Here is an 18,105-nt window from a genome sequence, read left to right as displayed (position 1 = left end):
AATTACGAAGCTGTTTTTAAAGCCCTTTTGGTGAATTTATGCAAGGCCCGGTTGATGGATGATATGGGTGGCGAAGGAGCGGGCGTGTGCCACTTGTTTCTTCTCCCCGCCGGGGAGAAGTCCGCGGCAGCGGGATGAGGGGGTGAGGGTGGAGATATTCGGTGAGCTTGCCCCCTCATCCGACCCTTCGGGCCACCTTCTCCCCGGCGGGGAGAAGAAATAGGTGGCACGCGCTCGGCCTCGTGTCAGGAAACATCCGCCAGCCAGTGCCGTGCCGCTTCGATATCGGCAAGCCCGAGTTCATGCCCGTCCTCAACCGTTTCCAGCTCGGCACTTGCGCCGCTCGCGGCGAGCCGGCCCTGCAGTTCGTGCGCCTTGTCGAGATATTTGTCGCGTTCTCCCGCCACAAGCAGGAGATTGCGGCCGGAAAGATCGGTCTGCGGCCATGTTTCGAGAACCGGCATCGGGCGATAGAGCAGGGCGTCGCCGGCAAGGTCGGGATAGAGCGCTGCAAAGGCCGCGTAGAAGTTCGCGCCATTGGAATGGCCGATAAACCGCAGTTTCGAACGGTCTAGGCCATAGGACCGTATCGCCCCCTCCACGAAGGCGGCGAAGGCTTCCGCTTCCGAGGCGATATCCTTCTGGTCGAAGCTGAAATCGGGATTGCGACGGAACCAGCGGGCGATCTCTTCCTCCGTGCTGCGGCCGCGCACGCCGAGAAGCGTTGCGCGCGGTGCTGCCCGGTGCGCCAGCGGCATCAAGCTGGTTTCGCTGCCGCCGGAACCGTGCAGCAGGATGATGGTGCTGCCATCCGGCTCCTGCGGCGTGTAGAACCGGTGCACGAAGGGCAGGTCGCGATAGACGATGCGTTCTTCGCCCGGCATCGAAAATTGCGGCAGGGCAACGCGTACATCCGCCTCGTCCTTCATGAAGAGCGGCGGGATGAACAGTTTTTCCCCGAGCGATTCCAGCGGTTCGTCCACCGTCATGCCCGGCCCGTCGGTTGCCATTTCGATCAGCACGCCGCCCGGTTCGCGGACATAAAGCGAGTGGAAATATTTCCGGTCATGGGCGTTGGTGGTGCTGGAATTCAGCGATTTCAGCCCGGTTAGAACCGTGTTCAGCTCATCCATATCCTTCGCGCGGAAGGCGATGTGATCGACGGTGCCGGTGCCCGGCGCGCTGGACCAGAAGCCGGTGGCGTCGCGCACGTCGATAATGTCGCCGCTGTCGGAAACGAGCCGGCGGATTGCGCCTGCCTGGCTTTCCTGCCGGTAACCGAAATGTTTCTCCAGAAACGCCACGGTTTCTTCCGGCACTTCGCTCAGCACCGTCGCGCCATAGATACGGCGAATGGCGTCCGCGGCGGAAATATCGTCCGTCACATGCGGCGTGGCATCGGCAAAGGTGTGGGTGCCGACCAGCTTGACGATCAGGCCGTCAGGATCTTTCAGCCGGATGACCGGGGCACCGAACTCATCGGAGGGGCCTTCCGCCCGGATGCCAAATCTCAGCGCCCGCGTCAGCCAGAAGCCGATGGCGGCGGGATCGATGGCTACGGAAATTTCCAGCGTCTGGCCGTACCCGACACGGCCCTGGCCGCCATCTTCCCAGACGAGAAAGGTGAGAAGCGAGCCGGGCGAGGCGATATCGTCGCCATAAAGCAGATGCAGCTGCATGGCGTCTTCGAAACCGGCCGTGCGCTTGGCCAGCCTCAGGCCCAGAAAGCCGGCGTAAAAATCCACATTCGCCTGCACCTTCCGGGTGATCATGGTGATGTGGTGTATACCAAGTGCAGAATTCATCTTGCCGTCCCGCGTTTGCCTGCTGTTCGTGGCCCTATTTGTCGCACGCTGCCCCTGATCCGCAACCCCGGCAAATGAGAACGCTGTGTTCTCTGCGTGAACGATATTTCCGCACCTTCGTTGCACGCGGGATGGGCAGAGTTGCCAGCTTGTTGCCTGTGTATCGATCATTGATGCATATAAAATAAGCATACAAAATAACGGCTATTTTGTATGCAATTTTATCTTGCCTTGAGAGTTGGAATTGGGTCTTATGCAACCAATCCAACAAAACCATCAGGGGGAACAGATGATTTTAACGCGCAGGTTGTTGTCCAGAACGCTGGCCATTGCCGCCATCGGTGTAACCGCCGGATTTTCATTGCCGGCGGTAGAGGTGCGGGCCGAAACGCCGGTGAAATTCACACTCGACTGGAAGTTCGAAGGCCCCGCCGCGGGTTTCCTGCTGGCGCTCGACAAGGGTTACTTCAAGGCTGAAGGGCTCGATGTCACCATCGATAGCGGCAACGGCTCGGTGGAAGCCATTCCGCGCGTGGCGACCGGCGCCTACCAGATGGGTTTCGGCGACATCAACTCGGTGATGAAGTTCCTCGACGAGGATCCAAGCCAGAAGATCAAGGCCGTTTATATGGTCTATGAGCGCCCGACTTTTGCCGTGGTCGGTCGCAAGTCGCTCGGTGTTACCGGCGATCCGAAGTCGCTGGAAGGCAAGAAGCTCGGCGCACCGCCGCCGGATGGTGCTTTTGCGCAATGGCCTGCTTTCAAGCAGGTGGCGGGCCTCGATGACAGCAAGATCAAGATCGAATCGATCGGTTTTCCGGTGCGTGAACCGATGCTTGCCAAGGGCGACGTCGATGCCGTTTTCGGCTTTGCCTTTTCGGTGATCCTCAATCTCAAGAAACAGGGCATCACCGATGACGATATCTCGACCATCCTGATGGCCGAGCATGGCTTGAATCTCTATGGCAATGCGGTGCTCGTAAACACTGATTTCGCTGAGAAAAACCCTGAAGCGGTGAAGGGTTTCCTGAAAGCGCTGGCCAAGGGTTTCGCTGATTCCGTCAAGAACCCGGAAGAGGGTGTGGCGGCCGTCCTCAAGCGCAACGAGACGCTGGACAGCGCCATCGAGCTGGAGCGCCTGAACATGGCCAACAGCATGAACATCAAGACGCCCTATGTGGTGGAAAACGGTATGGGCGGGGTCGATCCGGCCCGGCTTGCGGCCTCGCTGGAGACGCTCAAGGTTTCCATGGGCCTGAAGGGCAACGTCAAGGCGGAGCAGGTGTTCGATGCGACCTACCTGCCGGCCAAGGCAGAACGCATGCTTCCCTGATGGGTGAAATGAGCGGGTGCGGCCCGATTCTTCTCTCCGCCGGGGAGAAGTCCGCGGCAGCGGGATGAGGGGGCAAGCTCTCCGTATATCTCTACGCTTGCCCCCCTCATCCGACCCTTCGGGCCACCTTCTCCCCCTCGGGGAGAAGAAACAAGCGGCAACGCTGCGGGGTTCAAAAGCCCGATCAGCAACTGAAAACGGAACTGCGATGTCACGTCTCGTGGAAATAGATAATGTCGACATGCGTTACGGCGGTTCCGCCGGAACGCTGGCCGTATCCGGTTTGAACCTGACGGTCGACAAGGGGGAATTCGCGGCTGTCGTCGGCCCGTCCGGCTGCGGCAAGTCCACGCTGATGAAGCTGGTGACGGGGCTGCATATTCCGCAAAGGGGCAATGTCATCGTTGCCGGGCGGCAGGTCACGGAGCCGGTCTCCATCGTCGGCATGGCGTTTCAGAACCCGACGATGCTGCCGTGGCGCACGACGCTTGAGAACATCCTGCTGCCGCTGGAGATCGTCGAGAAACATCGTCGTCGCCTGCGCGCCCACAAGGCGGAATATGTCGCGAAAGCCGAGCGTCTTCTGGAGATCGTCGGCCTGAAGGGCTTTGGCTCCAAATATCCGTGGCAGCTTTCCGGCGGCATGCAGCAGCGCGCCAATCTCTGCCGGGCGCTGATCCATGAGCCGGAACTGCTGATGCTCGACGAGCCATTCGGCGCGCTCGACGCCTTCACCCGCGAGGAGTTGTGGTGCGTCATCCGCGATCTGCACGCCGCGCAGCGCGTCACCATCATCCTCGTGACCCATGATCTGCGCGAAGCGACATTTCTGGCCGACAAGATTTTTGTGATGAGTGCAAGGCCGGGCCGGGTGCTGGCGGAACATCGCGTGCCTTTCGCCCGCCCGCGCCAGCTCGATATCATGTATGACAAGGGTTTCAACGACATGGTGCAGGCACTGCATGGCGAAATCGCGCAGGCGAGGGTGGCGGCATGAGCGCGATCATAGAAACCACCGTCACGACTGAGCCGCGCAAACCGCTGATTGCCCGCGTCAACTGGGTGAAAGCCGCCCCATGGCTTTATACGCTGGCGCTTTTCGTGTTGTGGGAACTGCTTGTCTACGCGCTGAAAATGCCGCCCACCATCCTGCCGTCGCCGGTCAGGGTCGGGCAGGCCATCGTGCAATATTGGTCGCCGATCTGGAAGAATTCGCTGCAAACGCTGTATACCACGACGCTGGGCTTCGCCATTGCTGTGGCCGCCGGTCTCGCTATCGGCCTGTTCATCGGCTGGTCGAAAACCATCTATGCCGGGCTTTATCCGCTGATGATCGGCTTCAACGCCATTCCGAAGGTGGCGCTGGTGCCTATCCTCGTCATCTGGTTCGGCATCGGCACGGTTCCCGCCGTTCTGACCGCTTTCCTGATTTCCTTCTTTCCCATCGTCGTCAATGTCGCCACCGGCCTTGCCACCATCGAGCCGGAAACCGAAGATGTGCTACGGGCGCTCGGCGCCAAGAAGATGGACATCATGCTGAAGGTCGGTATTCCGCGGTCCATGCCCTATTTCTTCGGCTCGCTCAAAATCGCCATCACGCTCGCCTTCGTCGGCTCGGTCGTGTCGGAGACCGTCGCTTCCAATTACGGCCTCGGCAACATGATGAGTTCGGCGCAGAGCCAGTTCAACGTGCCTCTGGTCTTTGCTGGCCTGCTGATGCTCGCGGTGGAAGGCATCGTCATGTACGCCATCATGGCATGGCTTGAAAAGCGCATGACCGGCTGGGCGCATCGCTCCACCATGGGGCAATAAGGAATGCAGCACGGGCATGAAGAATATGCCCGTGCCGGAATGTCATGCGAAGTTAATGCGCCGCCATTTCTTCCACGATATCGCCGCCGTCCATCAGGAACGGGTAGTAGGTCGGCCAATTGGTCACTTCGTCCAGCAATGCCTTGCGGTCGTTGCCCCAGTAGAGATGGTAATGGCCCGCCTTGACCGGGGCGATGGAGTGATCGCTGAACTGGATGAATTGCGGCGCGGCCTCGTCGCCGGCGGTTTTCTTGAAGATATAGCGTACGCCGCGATTGCCCTTCTTGTAGGTCAGGATTTCATGGCCGTCGCTGACATAGGTGCCTTCAGCGGGCTTGCCGTCCTTGTAGAATGCCACGCTGTCGGCCTTGATGACGATGCGGTTCACATCGGTCTTGTAGCCAATCTCGTAATAGGCGCGGTACTCCGCCGCGGTCTTGTCGCCATGCGCCGCCTTTTCGGCCATGACGGAATCGAGCGAGCCGTTCAGCAGATAGGGGTAGACCGATTGCCAGTCGCCTTCCCAGTCGGAAAGCGCGCGCGGTTTCACCTGGGCATCTTCGAAGTAGCCCTTGTAAATCTGCTTTTCCGCCTCGGTCATCTGGTGGCCATGATCGTGCCCATGGTCGTGGCTGTGGGCAGCGGATTTGTCGCCGCCGGCGGCCATCGCCGCGGTCGTCGCCAGCAGCATGGAACCAAGTGCGACAGCGCCGGTGACGCGGGTGAGTATCTTCTGCATTTGTTTCGGCCCTCTTATCTTCATAATGGCAAGTTACGTAATAACATTACATCATGATCCATAAAGGCCGCGTTCGAGGGATGCAAGTGGCGTCCCGGCTCGGTGCAACGAAAAAGCGCGATGGCTTTGCAGCCGTCGCGCTTGAAAGAGGGTAAGGTGCAACGCCTCAGGCGGGTTGCGCGCTTATGTCCGCCTTGCGCTCGTCAAAGGCGAGTTTCATGGCCTTCGTCACGTCGCGGGTCGTTGTAAAGTAACTGTCGCTGCGCACCCAGTAGCGTAATTTCACCGTGGCGCTGTCCGCACTGACTGAATCCACAAAGGTCACGGGGGCTGGATCCAGCAGCACGCGGCTTTCGGATCGCGCCACCCGCATCAGCATATCCTGTGCAGCGGCGAGGTCCTCGTCGTTCTTGACCGTCAGGCTCACTTCATGACGGCGCGACGGAAAGCGGCTGTAATTGGTGATCGGCACGTTCCACAGGGTCGAGTTGGGTGCAAGGCGATAAAGCCCGTCGCTCGTCTTGAGCTCGGTAGCGAACAGCCCGATCTCGATGATGGTTCCTTTGACGGTAGTCGTCTCGATATATTCGCCGACGCGGAAGGGACGTAGCACCACGAGCATGATGCCCGCGGCGATGTTCTGCAACGTGCCCTGCAACGCAAGGCCGATGGCAAGGCCGGCGGCGCCGAGAACTGCAAGAATGGACGCTGTTTGTACACCGAACTGGCTAAGCACCATGACCAGAACCAGAATTAGCACGACATAGCGGACCGCCCCGGCAAAAAAACCGGCTAGCGTCGCATCGAAGCCGCGAACGCGCGACAGGCCCTGAAATGCCCAGCGTTGCAGGAATGTTGCGGCCAACCAGCCGATGATCAGAAGAAGAAGCGCGCCAATGACCGAAAAGGAATATTGCACTGCCAGGGCGCTGGCCTGCCGAACGGCTGCCTGCGATGCGACGAAGATATCCGCTGCCTGCTGTTCCATGAATTGTCCCGTAATCTTTATTGCTGTTCAGCGTTGGTAACGAACGGGCGCCTTGGCGGTTCCGCCAAAATTCGGGCTTCAGCCGCCGAGCGGCAGCACGAAAGGCACGTTGCCGTCGGTATCCGCACCCCTGCCGATCGCCTTTATCGCCCTGACAAGTCGCCCGTCGCGCCTCAGAAGCCGGTCGCCAATGGCGATGATACGGGCATTCGGCGTGGCGTAAGGGGAAACCGCCCGCAATCGCCCGGCGAGTTCGTTCTCGTCTTGGTCCGGATAAAGGCTGAGGGCTGCGATGACGGCGGCGGCGGGTGAGCGCGAAACACCCATCCAGCAATGGATGAGCAGCGGCGCGGACTGGTCCCATTGCCGGGCGAAATCGATTAGCTTCAGCACATGCGCATCGTCCGGCGCGATGAGATCGGCGGTGCCCTTGAATGCAATGTCGTTCATGGCAAGCGTCAGGTGCCGGTCTGCGGCAATGACGGCAGGGCGGTGAAAAGACTGCTCTTTGGCGATCAGCGTCACCATTTCGCGGGCCTTGTGCTTCACGGCCATCTCCGCGATCCGCGACAGCGGCGATACGACAATGGCCGTCATGTCGCGCTCCCCGTCTTGACCATACGCAGCTCTTCAATTGCCTCAAAACGCTCAATGAAAAGCTTTTGCGCTTCAGTCGAGGGCAGGGGCGTCATGTCGAACATATCGCGGGTGATGCCGCGCGGCAGGCCGAAGAACTTCTGCGCCTCGGCGGTGGAAAAACCGGCAAGTTCCGTCGCTTCGAAAAAGGCGGCGACCGTATCGGCCTTCTTGATGCGGTCCTTCAATTCGCGCGATGCATGCGGCGGCAGGCCGAAACGCAGATGCACCGCGGCTTCCAGGCGTTTTTCCACGGTCTTGTAACCACCGCCGACCACCGATTTGAACGGCGAGATCATGTCGCCGATGACATATTCCGGCGCATCGTGCAGAAGCGCCATCTGCATCTCGTCAGGCGTGGCACCGGTGCACATGCGGCAGAAGATGGTCTCGACGATGAGGCAATGCTGGGCCACGGAAAAGGCATGGTCGCCGCGTGTCTGGCCGTTCCAGCGGGCCACACGGGCAAGGCCATGGGCAATATCGACGATTTCCACATCGAGCGGCGAAGGGTCGAGCAGATCGAGCCGCCGACCGGACAGCATGCGCTGCCAGGCGCGCGGGCTTTTTGCGGGCGTCACTCTCAATCCTCCGCCCGTGCTGCCGGATCGGCCGTCGGCAAGGAAATGCCGCTCCACGCCGGCAGCGCCACCGTCACGGGAACATTCCCGGCAAGAAGCGGCGTACCCGAAGCAAGCGCATCGGCAATACGGTCGATCCGCACAATGGCGAGCGCCCTGTTACCGGAAACGGTTCCGAGCGCGCCGACCGGCTTTCCATCGGCAGTAATCTCCGTTCCGCTGGCGGGAAGCGCGACTTCGGCCGAAACGCTGACGACGCGGCGTCTTGCCGTGCCGCGATGTTTCATGCGCGAGACGACTTCCTGACCGACAAAACAACCCTTATTGAAGGAAACGCCGTCATTCACATCCATCAGCACATCGTGCGGAAAAGCATCCTGAAGCGCATAATCCCGACCGGATTCGGCAATGCCCTGCTCGATACGGAGCGCATCATAGGCCGCGATGTCGCCGGATGCGGAGGCGCCCGGTATACGGTAGAGATCGATGCCGGCTTTGGCGAAACGGCCATCCCTGACGCCAGCCGCCGGCGCAGTCTCGTTCCAGAAAACGCTCACGCCTTCCACCGTCTCGGCTTTGAGGTCGACCGGTGCACGCAGCTTGTACATGGTCAGGCGGCGCAACAGCGCGTCCTGTTCGGCCGCGCCCGTCTCGATCAGATAGTCCCCGCCATCGCGCCAGATCAGAAAATCGAACAGAATCTTGCCCTGCGGCGTCAGAAGGGCTGCGGCCCTTGCTTCGCCTTGCGGCAGGTTTTCAACATCTGCGGTGATTAGGTTGTTCAAAAATTCCTCGGCGCCGGCGCCGGAAACCCGGATCAGACGGCGGTCGGCAAGAAAGGCGGAAGGCATGGCGTCACCGTTCGGTTCGTCGAGACTATGCGGATAGCAGGCAAGATGCAGATGCATTTGCCGGAATGCTCATTCCGCACAGTTAGGATTTTTGCAAAAGAACGGCAAGCGCTGCGATGCGATCAATCGCCGGCGGTGAAGAACTTCCACTTGCCGTCAGGCGAAATGCCGACGCGATAAAAGCTGTAATTGCCAAATTCCTGCATGTCAGCCAGATCGCCCGCCGTAATGATTCGCAGAAGCTCCACCTTTTCCGGCGCAGTCAGCGTATTCAGCGGTTTTCCGGAAAAATAGGGGAAAACATAGGCCTCGTCGGGCGTGCCGGCGTCCACATGGGCATAACCGGTCGACAGCAGGTCGATGATGATCGCCAGCACTTCCAGCCCGTCAGGATCGCCGGAATAAGTTTTCAGCGCCGCAATCGGGTCTTCGCCGTCATTGCCGTCGATGCGGAATTCGTTCTGGCCGGCAGCGATGAAGGGTCGCAGCTTTTCGATATCGCCGGAGGCGGCGGCATCGATGATCTGCTGGCGCAGCTTGCGCACGGGTTCCGGCGCCTTGGAAATATCGTGCTCGATGACAACGGACATTTCCGGCGTCGCGTCGGGCTTGGCAGATTGCTGGTTCGTCTGGCTGGCGGAACGGTCCACCAGCGGGTCGGGCAGGGGAATGCCTTCCGAATCGCCTTCGATTTCGTCCGGCTCCGCGGGCTGGGTCTGCTGCGGCTCACCGCCATTCTCAGCCTTCGGCTCGCTTTCGGTGTTCTGCGCCGGCTTCAGCTCGGAAAGGGCAAAGGCGCGGCCTGGCATGCCAATCGGGCTGGCGGCGAGCGCAAGCAGGATGGACAGCAGGGCGGAAGAGCGCAAAAGCCCCTTGCTCAGGCAAGACATGATAGACCCCGGCTTTACTGTATTACCCGCTGCGGCGAAAATTCGCCCTGAAGCATGCGCTGGCGCAGCGATTCCAGCATTGCTTCAGCGCCGGCCTCGCCATGGATACGGATGGTTTCGCGCATGGCCAGAGCGATGGCGGCATCGGCGATGATCTCAGGCTCGATGCCGTCGGCCATGCCGTCAGCCCATGCCTCGTTCTGGTGTTCCAGAGCGACCTGCATTTTTTCATGCACGATCATATCGTCGATTTCGTTACGGCTTGTCTGCATTTTTCATCCTCGACAGGGCGGGCAAGTCCTTACCACCCTGTTAACAACACTAGCAGCCTTTTATCAAAACGGCACGGCCTGCGGCGAAAAGAGGTTAATAATCCTCTAATTTCCGAACCGGGACGCGATTTCCTGCGCGAGTGTTGCCCCTTCGTTACGGTAGTTCTCTTCTGCCATGATGGCGGCGCGTGTGCAACTGGTGTGGATGGCTGCAAAGGAGCGGTATCCACGGTTGAATGCGGCCGTCATGCGCTGGCGGCGTTCGGGTTCGTTGGCCGTATCAGCGGCCAGAAGGTCGCTCATCGACTTGCGCCAGTCCTCCGGTCCGGAGGAGGGGCACAACGTTCTCAGATACTGCACCGCGCCCAATATTTCCGAAAGCCGCGCCAGCTTGTCGTCGTAAGGAGCGGGTTTGGGCGGTGTCGCTTCCGCAGGACGCGCCGTCGAAACGGATTTTGAAGGCTGCGCATAAGCGATGCCCTCTTGCCCTGATACGGCAAGCATTGTCACAAAAAGAGACAGGAAGATGGTTGGTCGTATCAAAATTCTATTCTGCCCCACACATACGCGTGAACTGTTGGCTCGTGACCATCCGGCGGGCGGATCGATCCTAGATAATAGCGATTCTGGCTGGCTGGCAATCATGCAAGCAGGCGTTCGGCGCATTCGACGACGCTTTCGGGCGCGGGCAGCAGGCGAATTTCCGCCAATGTGTACCAGCCCGCATCCGCCGCATCGTCGCCGACAGTCACGAGGGGGTCGGCATCGGTTTCCACGGTGAAAACCGACAGGAAATAATGGCTCGTCAGCAGGCCTGCCGCATCTCGCGAGGGAAGATCGTATGTCGCGAAAAGCTGCGGCCGGCGAGCGATGATGCCGGTTTCTTCCTGCAGTTCGCGCAGTGCAGTCTCGGCCGGGGTTTCGCCGTCTTCGGCCCGACCGCCCGGAAAGGCGAACATGTCCTTGGAGGGTGGGTTGATGCGGCGCACGAGAAGCAGCCGGTCTCCATTCCTGACGATGGCGGAGGAGGCGGCACGGGGCTTGATACGAAGGGTCATGAAGGGTTTCGCTTGTTTCGGCCGTTTCCGGCCTGTCTATCGTGGTATCGTGGCTCGGAAAATTCGATTCCGGTTTCCGCGCCGATGGTTATAGTCCGGAACGGACGCGATTGTGCATGCTAAAGACGGTGGAATGAAGGTCTATCTTATCTACGTTCTGGCGGCTCTTGCCGAAATCGCCGGCTGTTTTTCCTTCTGGGCCTGGCTGAAACTCGGTAAGACCGGTTGGATATTGTTGCCCGGCATGGTGGCGCTGGCGGCTTTTGCCTGGCTTCTGACGCTGGTGCCGACAGAGGCGGCGGGCAGGGCCTATGCCGCCTATGGCGGGATCTATATTGCTGCCTCGCTTTTCTGGCTCTGGGGCGTGGAAGGGCAAACGCCGGACAGGTGGGATATCGCCGGCGGCATCGTCTGCCTTGCCGGCACCGCCATCATCCTGTTCGGACCAAGGGCATAAGGAGAAGGCGATGTGCGGACGTTTCGTGCTGAAGGCGACGCCGGAGGAGATTGCCGATTATCTCGATCTGATCGGCCTTGAGGACTTTCCCGCCCGTTTCAACATCGCGCCGACCCAACCCATTCTGGTCGTCATGGAAGGCGAGCGGCAGGAGCGCGGCAGCAACCTGCCCAATCGCCGGGCCGTGCTGGTGCGCTGGGGTTTCATGCCGGGCTGGGTGAAGGATCCGAAGGACTTTCCGCTGCTCATCAATGCCCGTTCCGAAACCGCAATCGGCAAGGCCTCCTTCCGCGCCGCCATGCGCCATCGCCGCGTGCTCGTCCCGGCAACGGGTTTTTACGAATGGCGGCGCCCGCCAAAGGAGGAGGGCGGCAAACCGCAACCCTATTTCATCCGCCCGAAGAACGGCGGCATCGTCGCTTTCGCCGGTCTCATGGAAACCTGGTCGTCCGCCGATGGTTCGGAAGTCGATACCGGCGCAATCCTCACCACGGCCGCCAATGCCGCGATTGGCCGTATTCACGACCGCATGCCCGTGGTCATTGCGCCGGAAGATTTCAGCCGCTGGCTCGACTGCAAGACCCAGGAGCCACGCGAGGTCGCCGACCTGATGCGGCCAGTTCAGGATGATTTTTTCGAGATGATTCCCGTCTCGGACAAGGTCAACAAGGTCGCTAATGTCGGCGCCGACCTCATCGAGCCGGTGCCGGAAAGCGCGCCGCTGGCAAAGATCAAACCGCCGAAGGACGAGGGGCAGATGTCATTGTTTTGAGGTGTTTCGCGAGGCCAATGACGAGGGCTGAGCGAGCCGCCTCTTTCTTCTCCCTGCCGGGGAGAAGATGGCCCGAAGGGTCAGATGAGGGGGCTACGGTAGAGATATGCGGAGAGCTTGCCCCCTCATCCCGCTGCCGCGGACTTCTCCCCGGCGGGGAGAAGAAAAAAGTGGCACTTGCTCGGTCCCATAGAAGTCTTCAGAGACAATCAGCCGTTCAGCCCGATCTTTTGCAGGCCTTCCTGGATCATGATGTCGGAATAGACGCGGTTGCGGCCATTCGCCTTGGCGAGATAGAGCAACTGATCCGCCGCATTCAGCTGGTTGTCGAAGGGCTCGCCCTTTTCGATCTCCACGACGCCGAGCGAAATGGTCAGCGCCAGGCTGCTGCCGCTCAGCTGGCGGCCGTTCCTTTCCACCTGTTCGCGCAGTTCCTCGCAGAAGGCATAGGCAGCCCGGGCATCCAGTCCGCGCAGGAACACGGCAAATTCCTCGCCGCCGAGGCGCGCGGGAATATGGCGTTGCTCGTCGCACATGTCATGCAGCAGTTCGGCCAGCTTCTTCAGCGCCCTGTCGCCGGCATCATGCCCCAGCGTGTCGTTGATCTTCTTGAAATGATCGATGTCGAGAATGGCGACGGCGCCGCTCTCGTCATTGCCATTGATGACATCCATCAGCGCCCGCGTCCGCTCGAAGAAAGAGCGGCGATTGGGCAGGCCGGTGAGGTGATCTCGCTCTGCCAGTTCGCGCAGGCGTTTGAGCTGTTTCAACGTCTCGATATTGTTGTCGATGCGGCATTGCAATTCTTCCGGCACGAAGGGGCGGTAGACGAAATCCGACGCGCCGGCCTTGAGAAAACTTGCCGAAAGGAGACGATCCGTTGAAGAGGAGATGCCGATGACCCGCAAATCTTCGGAGGACCGGCTGTCGCGGATACGGCGTGTGAGCTCGTAGCCGTCCATGTCGGGCATATGATAATCGGTGATGACAAGCTGGATCGTCGGGTCTTGCGACAGTATCTCCAGCGCCTGCTTGCCCGAATGGGCCTCGCTGACCCTGAAATTCTGCCGCTCCAGAATTTCCACCAGGCCGGAACGGGCTGTTCGCACATCATCGACGACCAGAACGGAGAAGAGCTTGTTGCTCAAAATCCGCTGGACCGTTCTGACGACCGCATCGACGGTTCGATGGCCGTCCTTGACGATATAGTCGATGATCTTCTTTTCGGCGTAGCGCTTGCGCGCCTCGTCATCCACCGTGGCGGTGAAAACGATGGCTGGCACCTTGCGCTCGGATAAAAGTGCGAGAATCTCGCCCTTCGGCGCATCGGGCAGGTTGAGGCCCGTCAGCGCCAGCGTGAAATCATGGGCCTGCATGAGGGTATCGGCCGCGGCCATGCTGTCGCAATGGACGACTTCGGCTTCCGTTTCTTCCGAAAGCCGCGTCTTCAGCAGCATGGAAAGAGCAACGGAATCTTCAATCAGAAGGATTTTATCCTGCATGGCCGTCCCAAGCCCCCCTGGCCTGTCTTCACAATCTTCCCTCAACGCCGAACATCCGCCATCCGCGTGTCTGCGGATTCGAGAGCCGGCTTATGCATTGTTGTGGAAAAAAATGCGGAATAAAAAAGTTCTTTTGTATTCACTAATCTATACGTCGGTGTTCGTATAGCCTTCTTGTGGAAGGCGAGCCTTTTACTACACTTTCGTTGCAGCTTCGTTACAGAAGGCTGCCGATTGCGTGAATGACTGAAGCTTTGCAGTATCGCGGCGGTGCCTGAAACAAAAAAACGGCGCCCGAAAAAGGCGCCGCGTGATTGTCGATTTTCCGTCGGCAACGTTCCGTTTTCTGGAAGATTCGCAAAATCCAAAAAAATCAAAAAAGCTAATATTTTCAGGCGGTTTTGGCGGCGGGCTTGCGCTTCAGCATCAGGGTTGCGGCCGCTACGGCCTTCAGTCCGAGCGGGCGGTAGTGGCTGTTGAGGTCGGGCTTCGCCGGCGGCTGCGCCTTCGTCTCGTTCGTCATTTCTCTCTCTCCACAATTCACGTCAATCGCCGTTGCGATGCGTGTGAGCCACTTCTTTCGCGGCTAATCTTGACGGATTCGAGGCGAAGAAAAACGAAGCCGGCTTTCCAGACTGCGACATTTTGCGTCACATCCTGCGCCGGCTTGTGTGAGAAAAAATAAACCTGCGGTTTTAAATGCCGCGATCGAGGCCGTTGCCGCCATTGGCGTCGTCATGTGCGTCTTCCTCGATGGTCAGCGTACCGTAGCGGCGGTGCCAGAGGCGGGCGCTGATGGGAATGAAGACGAGATAGGCGGCAACCGTCAGAACCAGCACTTCCCAGGTGAAGCTCATCAGCATTGCGACATAGAGCACGACGACGAGGATCATCGGCAGGACCAGATCGCGACGGATGCGGCTGGTGCCGGATTTTCCCGACCAGACCGGCAGGCGGCTGATGAGGAGATAACCGATCAGCACGGTATAGGCGGCGGCCACATAGGCGAAGGGCTTGTCCGGCTCGACGCCGAGGAAGCCGAGATAGACAGGCAGCAGCACCAGCATGGCGCCCATCGGGGCGGGGACGCCCACGAAGAACTCATTCTGCCACGGCGCCTTGACCGGCCGCTCGATCATGACGTTGAAACGCGCCAGACGCAGGCCGGCGGCGATGACATAGATGAGGGCGGCGATCCAGCCGATGGAGCGCGCCTGATCGAGAAGGTAGGCATAGACCACGAGGGCAGGGGCGACACCGAAATTGACGATATCGGCCAGCGAATCCATCTGCTCGCCGAATTTGGACGTCGCTTTCATCATGCGGGCGATGCGCCCGTCTATGCCGTCAAGGAAGGCGGCAAGCAGCACCATGCCGACGGCCAGCTCGAAGCGGCCCTCTATGGCGAGACGCACGCCGCTCAGGCCCGCACAGATGGCCAGAACGGTGATGAGATTGGGAACGACGAGGCGAAAGGGAATTTCCCTCAGCCGTGGTCCACGGCCGCTGTCGCTGCGGCTTTCGGGTTTGCCGTTCTGTTGCGGTTCGGCGATCGGCGTTTCCATGCGCATGCCCTTCCTGTTTCCGTCAGCCGCGGCGGCTGACGACCGGACCCTTGGCGGAGCCAATTTCGGCAAGCACGGTCTCACCGGCAATCGCCGTCTGACCCACCGATACACGCGGCTCGAAACCTGCGGGAAGGAAGATATCGAGACGCGAGCCGAAACGGATAAGACCGAAACGCTCGCCGGCGTCGACTGGTTCATTCGGCTTTACCCAGCAGACGATGCGGCGGGCAACCATGCCGGCGATCTGCACCACGCCGACCTTGCCGTGCGACGTCTCGATGACGAGGCCGTTGCGCTCATTGTCTTCGGAAGCCTTGTCCACTTCGGCATTGAGGAAGAGGCCGGGACGGTAGGCGACATTGACGATGCGGCCACGCACGGGCGCGCGGTTCACATGGCAGTTGAACACGTTCATGAACACCGAGATACGCACCAGCGGTTCCTTGCCGAGTTCCAACTCCAGCGGCGGAACGACGCTCTGCACGGCGGAAACCTTGCCATCGGCCGGGCTGATGATGAGGTCGTCATCCTGCGGCGTGACACGCTCGGGATCGCGGAAGAAATAGGCGCACCAGGCCGTCAGCACGAGACCGACCCAGAACAGCGGTTCGGCGATCCAGCCGAGCACCAGCGATGCGACGAAGAAGGCCGCCACGAAGACATAACCTTCCTTGTGGATCGGTACGATGGTGTTGCGAATGGTGTCGAACAGATTCATGAGATTCCTTGCTCCGGTTGTCGTCTGTCGCGTCTGTATGTGGTCGTGATACGACATGAGCCACACGGCAATGCGACAAATTTTGCCTAGCTGGTTACAGCCAAACGCGCCGCCGGGCAATGGGCCGGGGGCCATGAGGCCCGGTTGGCCGGGGTTATGCGCGTCAATGCGCCGGTTCACCGCGGTCGATGACACCCAGATCGTCGGTTTCGCGCACATGGCGCAGCACCTCTTCCGCACGGATCGCCTCGCGCTGGCGGCTCCACATCGAGGCGTAGAGGCCGTTCTGCTCCATCAGCGAGCTGTGCGTGCCGCGTTCGGCGATCTGCCCGTCCTTCAGCACGATGATCTCATCCGCGCCGATGACGGTGGAAAGGCGATGGGCGATGACCAGCGTGGTGCGGTTCTTCGAGACGATGTCGAGCGCGCTCTGGATTTCCTGCTCGGTATGCGTATCGAGCGCAGAGGTCGCCTCGTCGAGAATGAGGATCGGCGGCCCTTTGAGGATCGTGCGGGCAATCGCCACGCGCTGTTTTTCCCCGCCGGAAAGCTTCAGGCCGCGTTCACCGACCATGGTGGCGTAACCTTCCGGCAGCTTGCCGATGAAGGCGCTGATCTGCGCCGCATCCGCCGCAGCCCTCAGTTCCTCGTCGGTGGCGGAGGGGCGGCCATAACGGATGTTATAGGCGAGCGTGTCGTTGAAAAGCACGGTATCCTGCGGCACCATACCGATCACCGAGCGCAGGCTCTTCTGCGTCACATCGCGAATATCCTGCCCGTCAACGGTCACGGAGCCTTCCTGAATATCGTAGAAACGATAAAGCAGCCGCGAGATCGTCGATTTGCCCGCGCCCGAAGGGCCGACAATGGCCACCGTCTTGCCCGCCGGCACGTCGAAGGAAACGCCCTTCAGGATCGGTCTGTCGGGGTCATAGGCGAAATGCACGTCGCGGAAGGAGATCGCGCCCGGTCCGGCTGCAAGCGGCTTCGCATCCGGCCTGTCGGTGACTTCCGCCTCTACTTCCAGAAGATCGAACATCTGCTCGATGTCGGTCAGGCCCTGGCGGATTTCGCGATAAACGAAGCCGATGAAATTCAACGGCACGGAAAGCTGCAACAGCAGCGCATTGACGAAGACGAAATCGCCGATTGTCTGTTCGCCGCGCTGCACGGCAAGCGCCGACATCACCATCATGACGGTGGAGCCGATGCCGAAGATAACGCCCTGGCCGAAGTTCAGCCAGCCAAGCGAGGTCCAGATCGAGGTCGCCGATTTTTCGTAACGCTCCATGGCGACATCGAAACGCCGCGCCTCCATCTCTTCATTGCCGAAATATTTGACGGTCTCGAAATTGAGGAGCGAATCGATTGCCTTGGTGTTGGCGTCGGTGTCGCTGTCATTCATGGCGCGGCGGATGCCGATACGCCAGTTGCTGGCCCGCACGGTGAACCAGATATAGGCCCAGACCGTGATGACCGTGACGAGCACATAGGAAAAACCGTAGGAGGCCCAGAAGATGATCGCTGTCAGCAGGAATTCGATGAGGGTCGGCGCGGTGTTGAGAATGGTGAAGCGGACAATGGTTTCAATGCCCTTGGTGCCACGCTCGATGACCCGCGACAGTCCGCCGGTCTTGCGCTCCAGATGGAACCGCAAAGAAAGCCGGTGCATGTGAACGAAGGTCCTGTAGGCGAGCTGACGCACGGCATGTTGGCCGACGCTTGCAAAAAGCGAATCGCGCAGCTGGTTGAGTCCCACCTGTATCAGCCGCGTCAGATTATAGGCGATCACCAGCGCGACGGCTCCGAGCAGGAAGGCGGGAACAAGCCCGGCCATATCCAGCCGGCCGTTCAGCGCATCGGTCGCCCATTTGAAGAAATAGGGAACCGAGATCAGCACCAGCTTGGCGACGACCAGATACACGGTGGCCCAGACCACCCGCATCTTCAGATCCCAACGCCCCTCCGGCCACATATAGGGCCAGAGATTGATCAGCGTCTGGATGGGATTGCTGGAATCCGCGGAAATGGTTTTTTTCTTCGTGGCCATCATTCGCTCCGGTGACTGCCGGAAGCCGACAGCAGGGCGGCGGCTTTGGTCAAGCCGCCGTGCGTGTCACAGA

Annotated in this window: 20 protein-coding genes; 5 read left to right on the top strand and 15 right to left on the bottom strand. The window is 60.1% G+C overall.

Translation table 11 applies throughout. The annotated features are described in order from the left end of the window. Positions 1-245 precede the first annotated feature (245 nt). Complete coding sequence (locus tag PL599_RS17810; RefSeq protein WP_269824181.1) at positions 246-1,805, bottom strand: VOC family protein; 1,560 nt, start codon at positions 1,803-1,805, stop codon at positions 246-248. Between the two features lie 289 nt (positions 1,806-2,094). On the opposite strand from PL599_RS17810, the gene PL599_RS17805 reads away from it, so the two are divergent. The 3 genes from PL599_RS17805 to PL599_RS17795 all read left to right on the top strand — a co-directional run bounded on the left by PL599_RS17805 (position 2,095) and on the right by PL599_RS17795 (position 4,950). After that, entirely contained in the window at positions 2,095-3,138 is a 1,044-nt protein-coding gene (locus tag PL599_RS17805; protein WP_269824182.1) for an ABC transporter substrate-binding protein, read from the top strand. 208 nt (positions 3,139-3,346) lie between these two features. Next, positions 3,347-4,135, top strand: coding sequence for an ABC transporter ATP-binding protein (locus PL599_RS17800; protein ID WP_162520424.1), 789 nt, complete (start codon positions 3,347-3,349; stop codon positions 4,133-4,135). After that, positions 4,132-4,950: an ABC transporter permease gene (locus PL599_RS17795; RefSeq protein WP_269824183.1), complete on the top strand. Its 819-nt coding sequence runs from the start codon at positions 4,132-4,134 to the stop codon at positions 4,948-4,950. Before PL599_RS17800 ends, PL599_RS17795 begins: the two co-directional genes overlap by 4 nt. Positions 4,951-5,002: 52 nt before the next feature. Here PL599_RS17795 and PL599_RS17790 read toward each other — a convergent pair whose 3' ends face one another. The 9 genes from PL599_RS17790 to PL599_RS17750 all read right to left on the bottom strand — a co-directional run bounded on the left by PL599_RS17790 (position 5,003) and on the right by PL599_RS17750 (position 10,965). Continuing rightward, a complete protein-coding gene (locus PL599_RS17790; RefSeq protein WP_142912504.1) occupies positions 5,003-5,689 on the bottom strand; it encodes a metal-binding protein ZinT in 687 nt (228 codons plus the stop codon). A 166-nt stretch (positions 5,690-5,855) separates the two neighbouring features. After that, positions 5,856-6,677 (bottom strand): mechanosensitive ion channel family protein, encoded by an 822-nt coding sequence (locus tag PL599_RS17785; protein ID WP_077982599.1) that lies wholly within the window; start codon positions 6,675-6,677, stop codon positions 5,856-5,858. A 78-nt stretch (positions 6,678-6,755) separates the two neighbouring features. Further along, positions 6,756-7,274: a tyrosine phosphatase family protein gene (locus PL599_RS17780; RefSeq protein ID WP_137410027.1), complete on the bottom strand. Its 519-nt coding sequence runs from the start codon at positions 7,272-7,274 to the stop codon at positions 6,756-6,758. Then, a complete protein-coding gene (locus PL599_RS17775; protein ID WP_170985469.1) occupies positions 7,271-7,894 on the bottom strand; it encodes a YfbR-like 5'-deoxynucleotidase in 624 nt (207 codons plus the stop codon). Before PL599_RS17775 ends, PL599_RS17780 begins: the two co-directional genes overlap by 4 nt. Positions 7,895-7,896: 2 nt before the next feature. Then, positions 7,897-8,745, bottom strand: coding sequence for a CAF17-like 4Fe-4S cluster assembly/insertion protein YgfZ (gene ygfZ / locus PL599_RS17770; protein ID WP_269824283.1), 849 nt, complete (start codon positions 8,743-8,745; stop codon positions 7,897-7,899). Between the two features lie 122 nt (positions 8,746-8,867). Next, positions 8,868-9,635, bottom strand: a complete 768-nt coding sequence (locus tag PL599_RS17765) for a hypothetical protein (RefSeq protein WP_269824184.1) — start codon at positions 9,633-9,635, stop codon at positions 8,868-8,870. 14 nt (positions 9,636-9,649) lie between these two features. Next, positions 9,650-9,907, bottom strand: a complete 258-nt coding sequence (locus PL599_RS17760) for a hypothetical protein (protein WP_003501987.1) — start codon at positions 9,905-9,907, stop codon at positions 9,650-9,652. 105 nt (positions 9,908-10,012) lie between these two features. Beyond that, entirely contained in the window at positions 10,013-10,450 is a 438-nt protein-coding gene (locus tag PL599_RS17755) for a TIGR02301 family protein (protein WP_077982596.1), read from the bottom strand. A gap of 98 nt (positions 10,451-10,548) precedes the next feature. Then, on the bottom strand, positions 10,549-10,965 hold the full coding sequence (locus tag PL599_RS17750; RefSeq protein ID WP_269824185.1) for an NUDIX hydrolase: 417 nt from the start codon (positions 10,963-10,965) through the stop codon (positions 10,549-10,551). Positions 10,966-11,098: 133 nt separating this feature from the next. On the opposite strand from PL599_RS17750, the gene PL599_RS17745 reads away from it, so the two are divergent. Both PL599_RS17745 and PL599_RS17740 read left to right on the top strand, forming a co-directional pair. Beyond that, positions 11,099-11,422, top strand: a complete 324-nt coding sequence (locus PL599_RS17745; protein WP_077982594.1) for a YnfA family protein — start codon at positions 11,099-11,101, stop codon at positions 11,420-11,422. Positions 11,423-11,432: 10 nt separating this feature from the next. Continuing rightward, positions 11,433-12,194: an SOS response-associated peptidase gene (locus PL599_RS17740; protein ID WP_137410030.1), complete on the top strand. Its 762-nt coding sequence runs from the start codon at positions 11,433-11,435 to the stop codon at positions 12,192-12,194. A gap of 209 nt (positions 12,195-12,403) precedes the next feature. Here PL599_RS17740 and PL599_RS17735 read toward each other — a convergent pair whose 3' ends face one another. The 5 genes from PL599_RS17735 to PL599_RS17715 all read right to left on the bottom strand — a co-directional run bounded on the left by PL599_RS17735 (position 12,404) and on the right by PL599_RS17715 (position 18,032). After that, positions 12,404-13,696, bottom strand: coding sequence for a GGDEF domain-containing response regulator (locus PL599_RS17735; protein WP_173988586.1), 1,293 nt, complete (start codon positions 13,694-13,696; stop codon positions 12,404-12,406). A gap of 391 nt (positions 13,697-14,087) precedes the next feature. After that, on the bottom strand, positions 14,088-14,219 hold the full coding sequence (locus PL599_RS17730) for a hypothetical protein (protein ID WP_264673018.1): 132 nt from the start codon (positions 14,217-14,219) through the stop codon (positions 14,088-14,090). Positions 14,220-14,391: 172 nt separating this feature from the next. Beyond that, positions 14,392-15,261 carry a CDP-diacylglycerol--serine O-phosphatidyltransferase gene (gene pssA / locus PL599_RS17725; RefSeq protein WP_077982591.1) on the bottom strand — a complete coding sequence of 290 codons (870 nt, stop codon included), beginning with the start codon at positions 15,259-15,261 and terminating at the stop codon, positions 14,392-14,394. Between the two features lie 22 nt (positions 15,262-15,283). Continuing rightward, complete coding sequence (locus PL599_RS17720) at positions 15,284-16,039, bottom strand: phosphatidylserine decarboxylase (RefSeq protein ID WP_137410032.1); 756 nt, start codon at positions 16,037-16,039, stop codon at positions 15,284-15,286. Between the two features lie 106 nt (positions 16,040-16,145). Next, positions 16,146-18,032 carry an ABCB family ABC transporter ATP-binding protein/permease gene (locus PL599_RS17715; protein WP_269824186.1) on the bottom strand — a complete coding sequence of 629 codons (1,887 nt, stop codon included), beginning with the start codon at positions 18,030-18,032 and terminating at the stop codon, positions 16,146-16,148. Between the last annotated feature and the right edge of the window lie 73 nt (positions 18,033-18,105).

The sequence above is a fragment of the Agrobacterium sp. ST15.16.055 genome, from assembly GCF_027956555.1.
In the GTDB taxonomy this organism is placed as follows: Bacteria; Pseudomonadota; Alphaproteobacteria; order Rhizobiales; family Rhizobiaceae; genus Agrobacterium; species Agrobacterium salinitolerans.
This window is presented reverse-complemented; position numbering and strand designations above follow the sequence as displayed.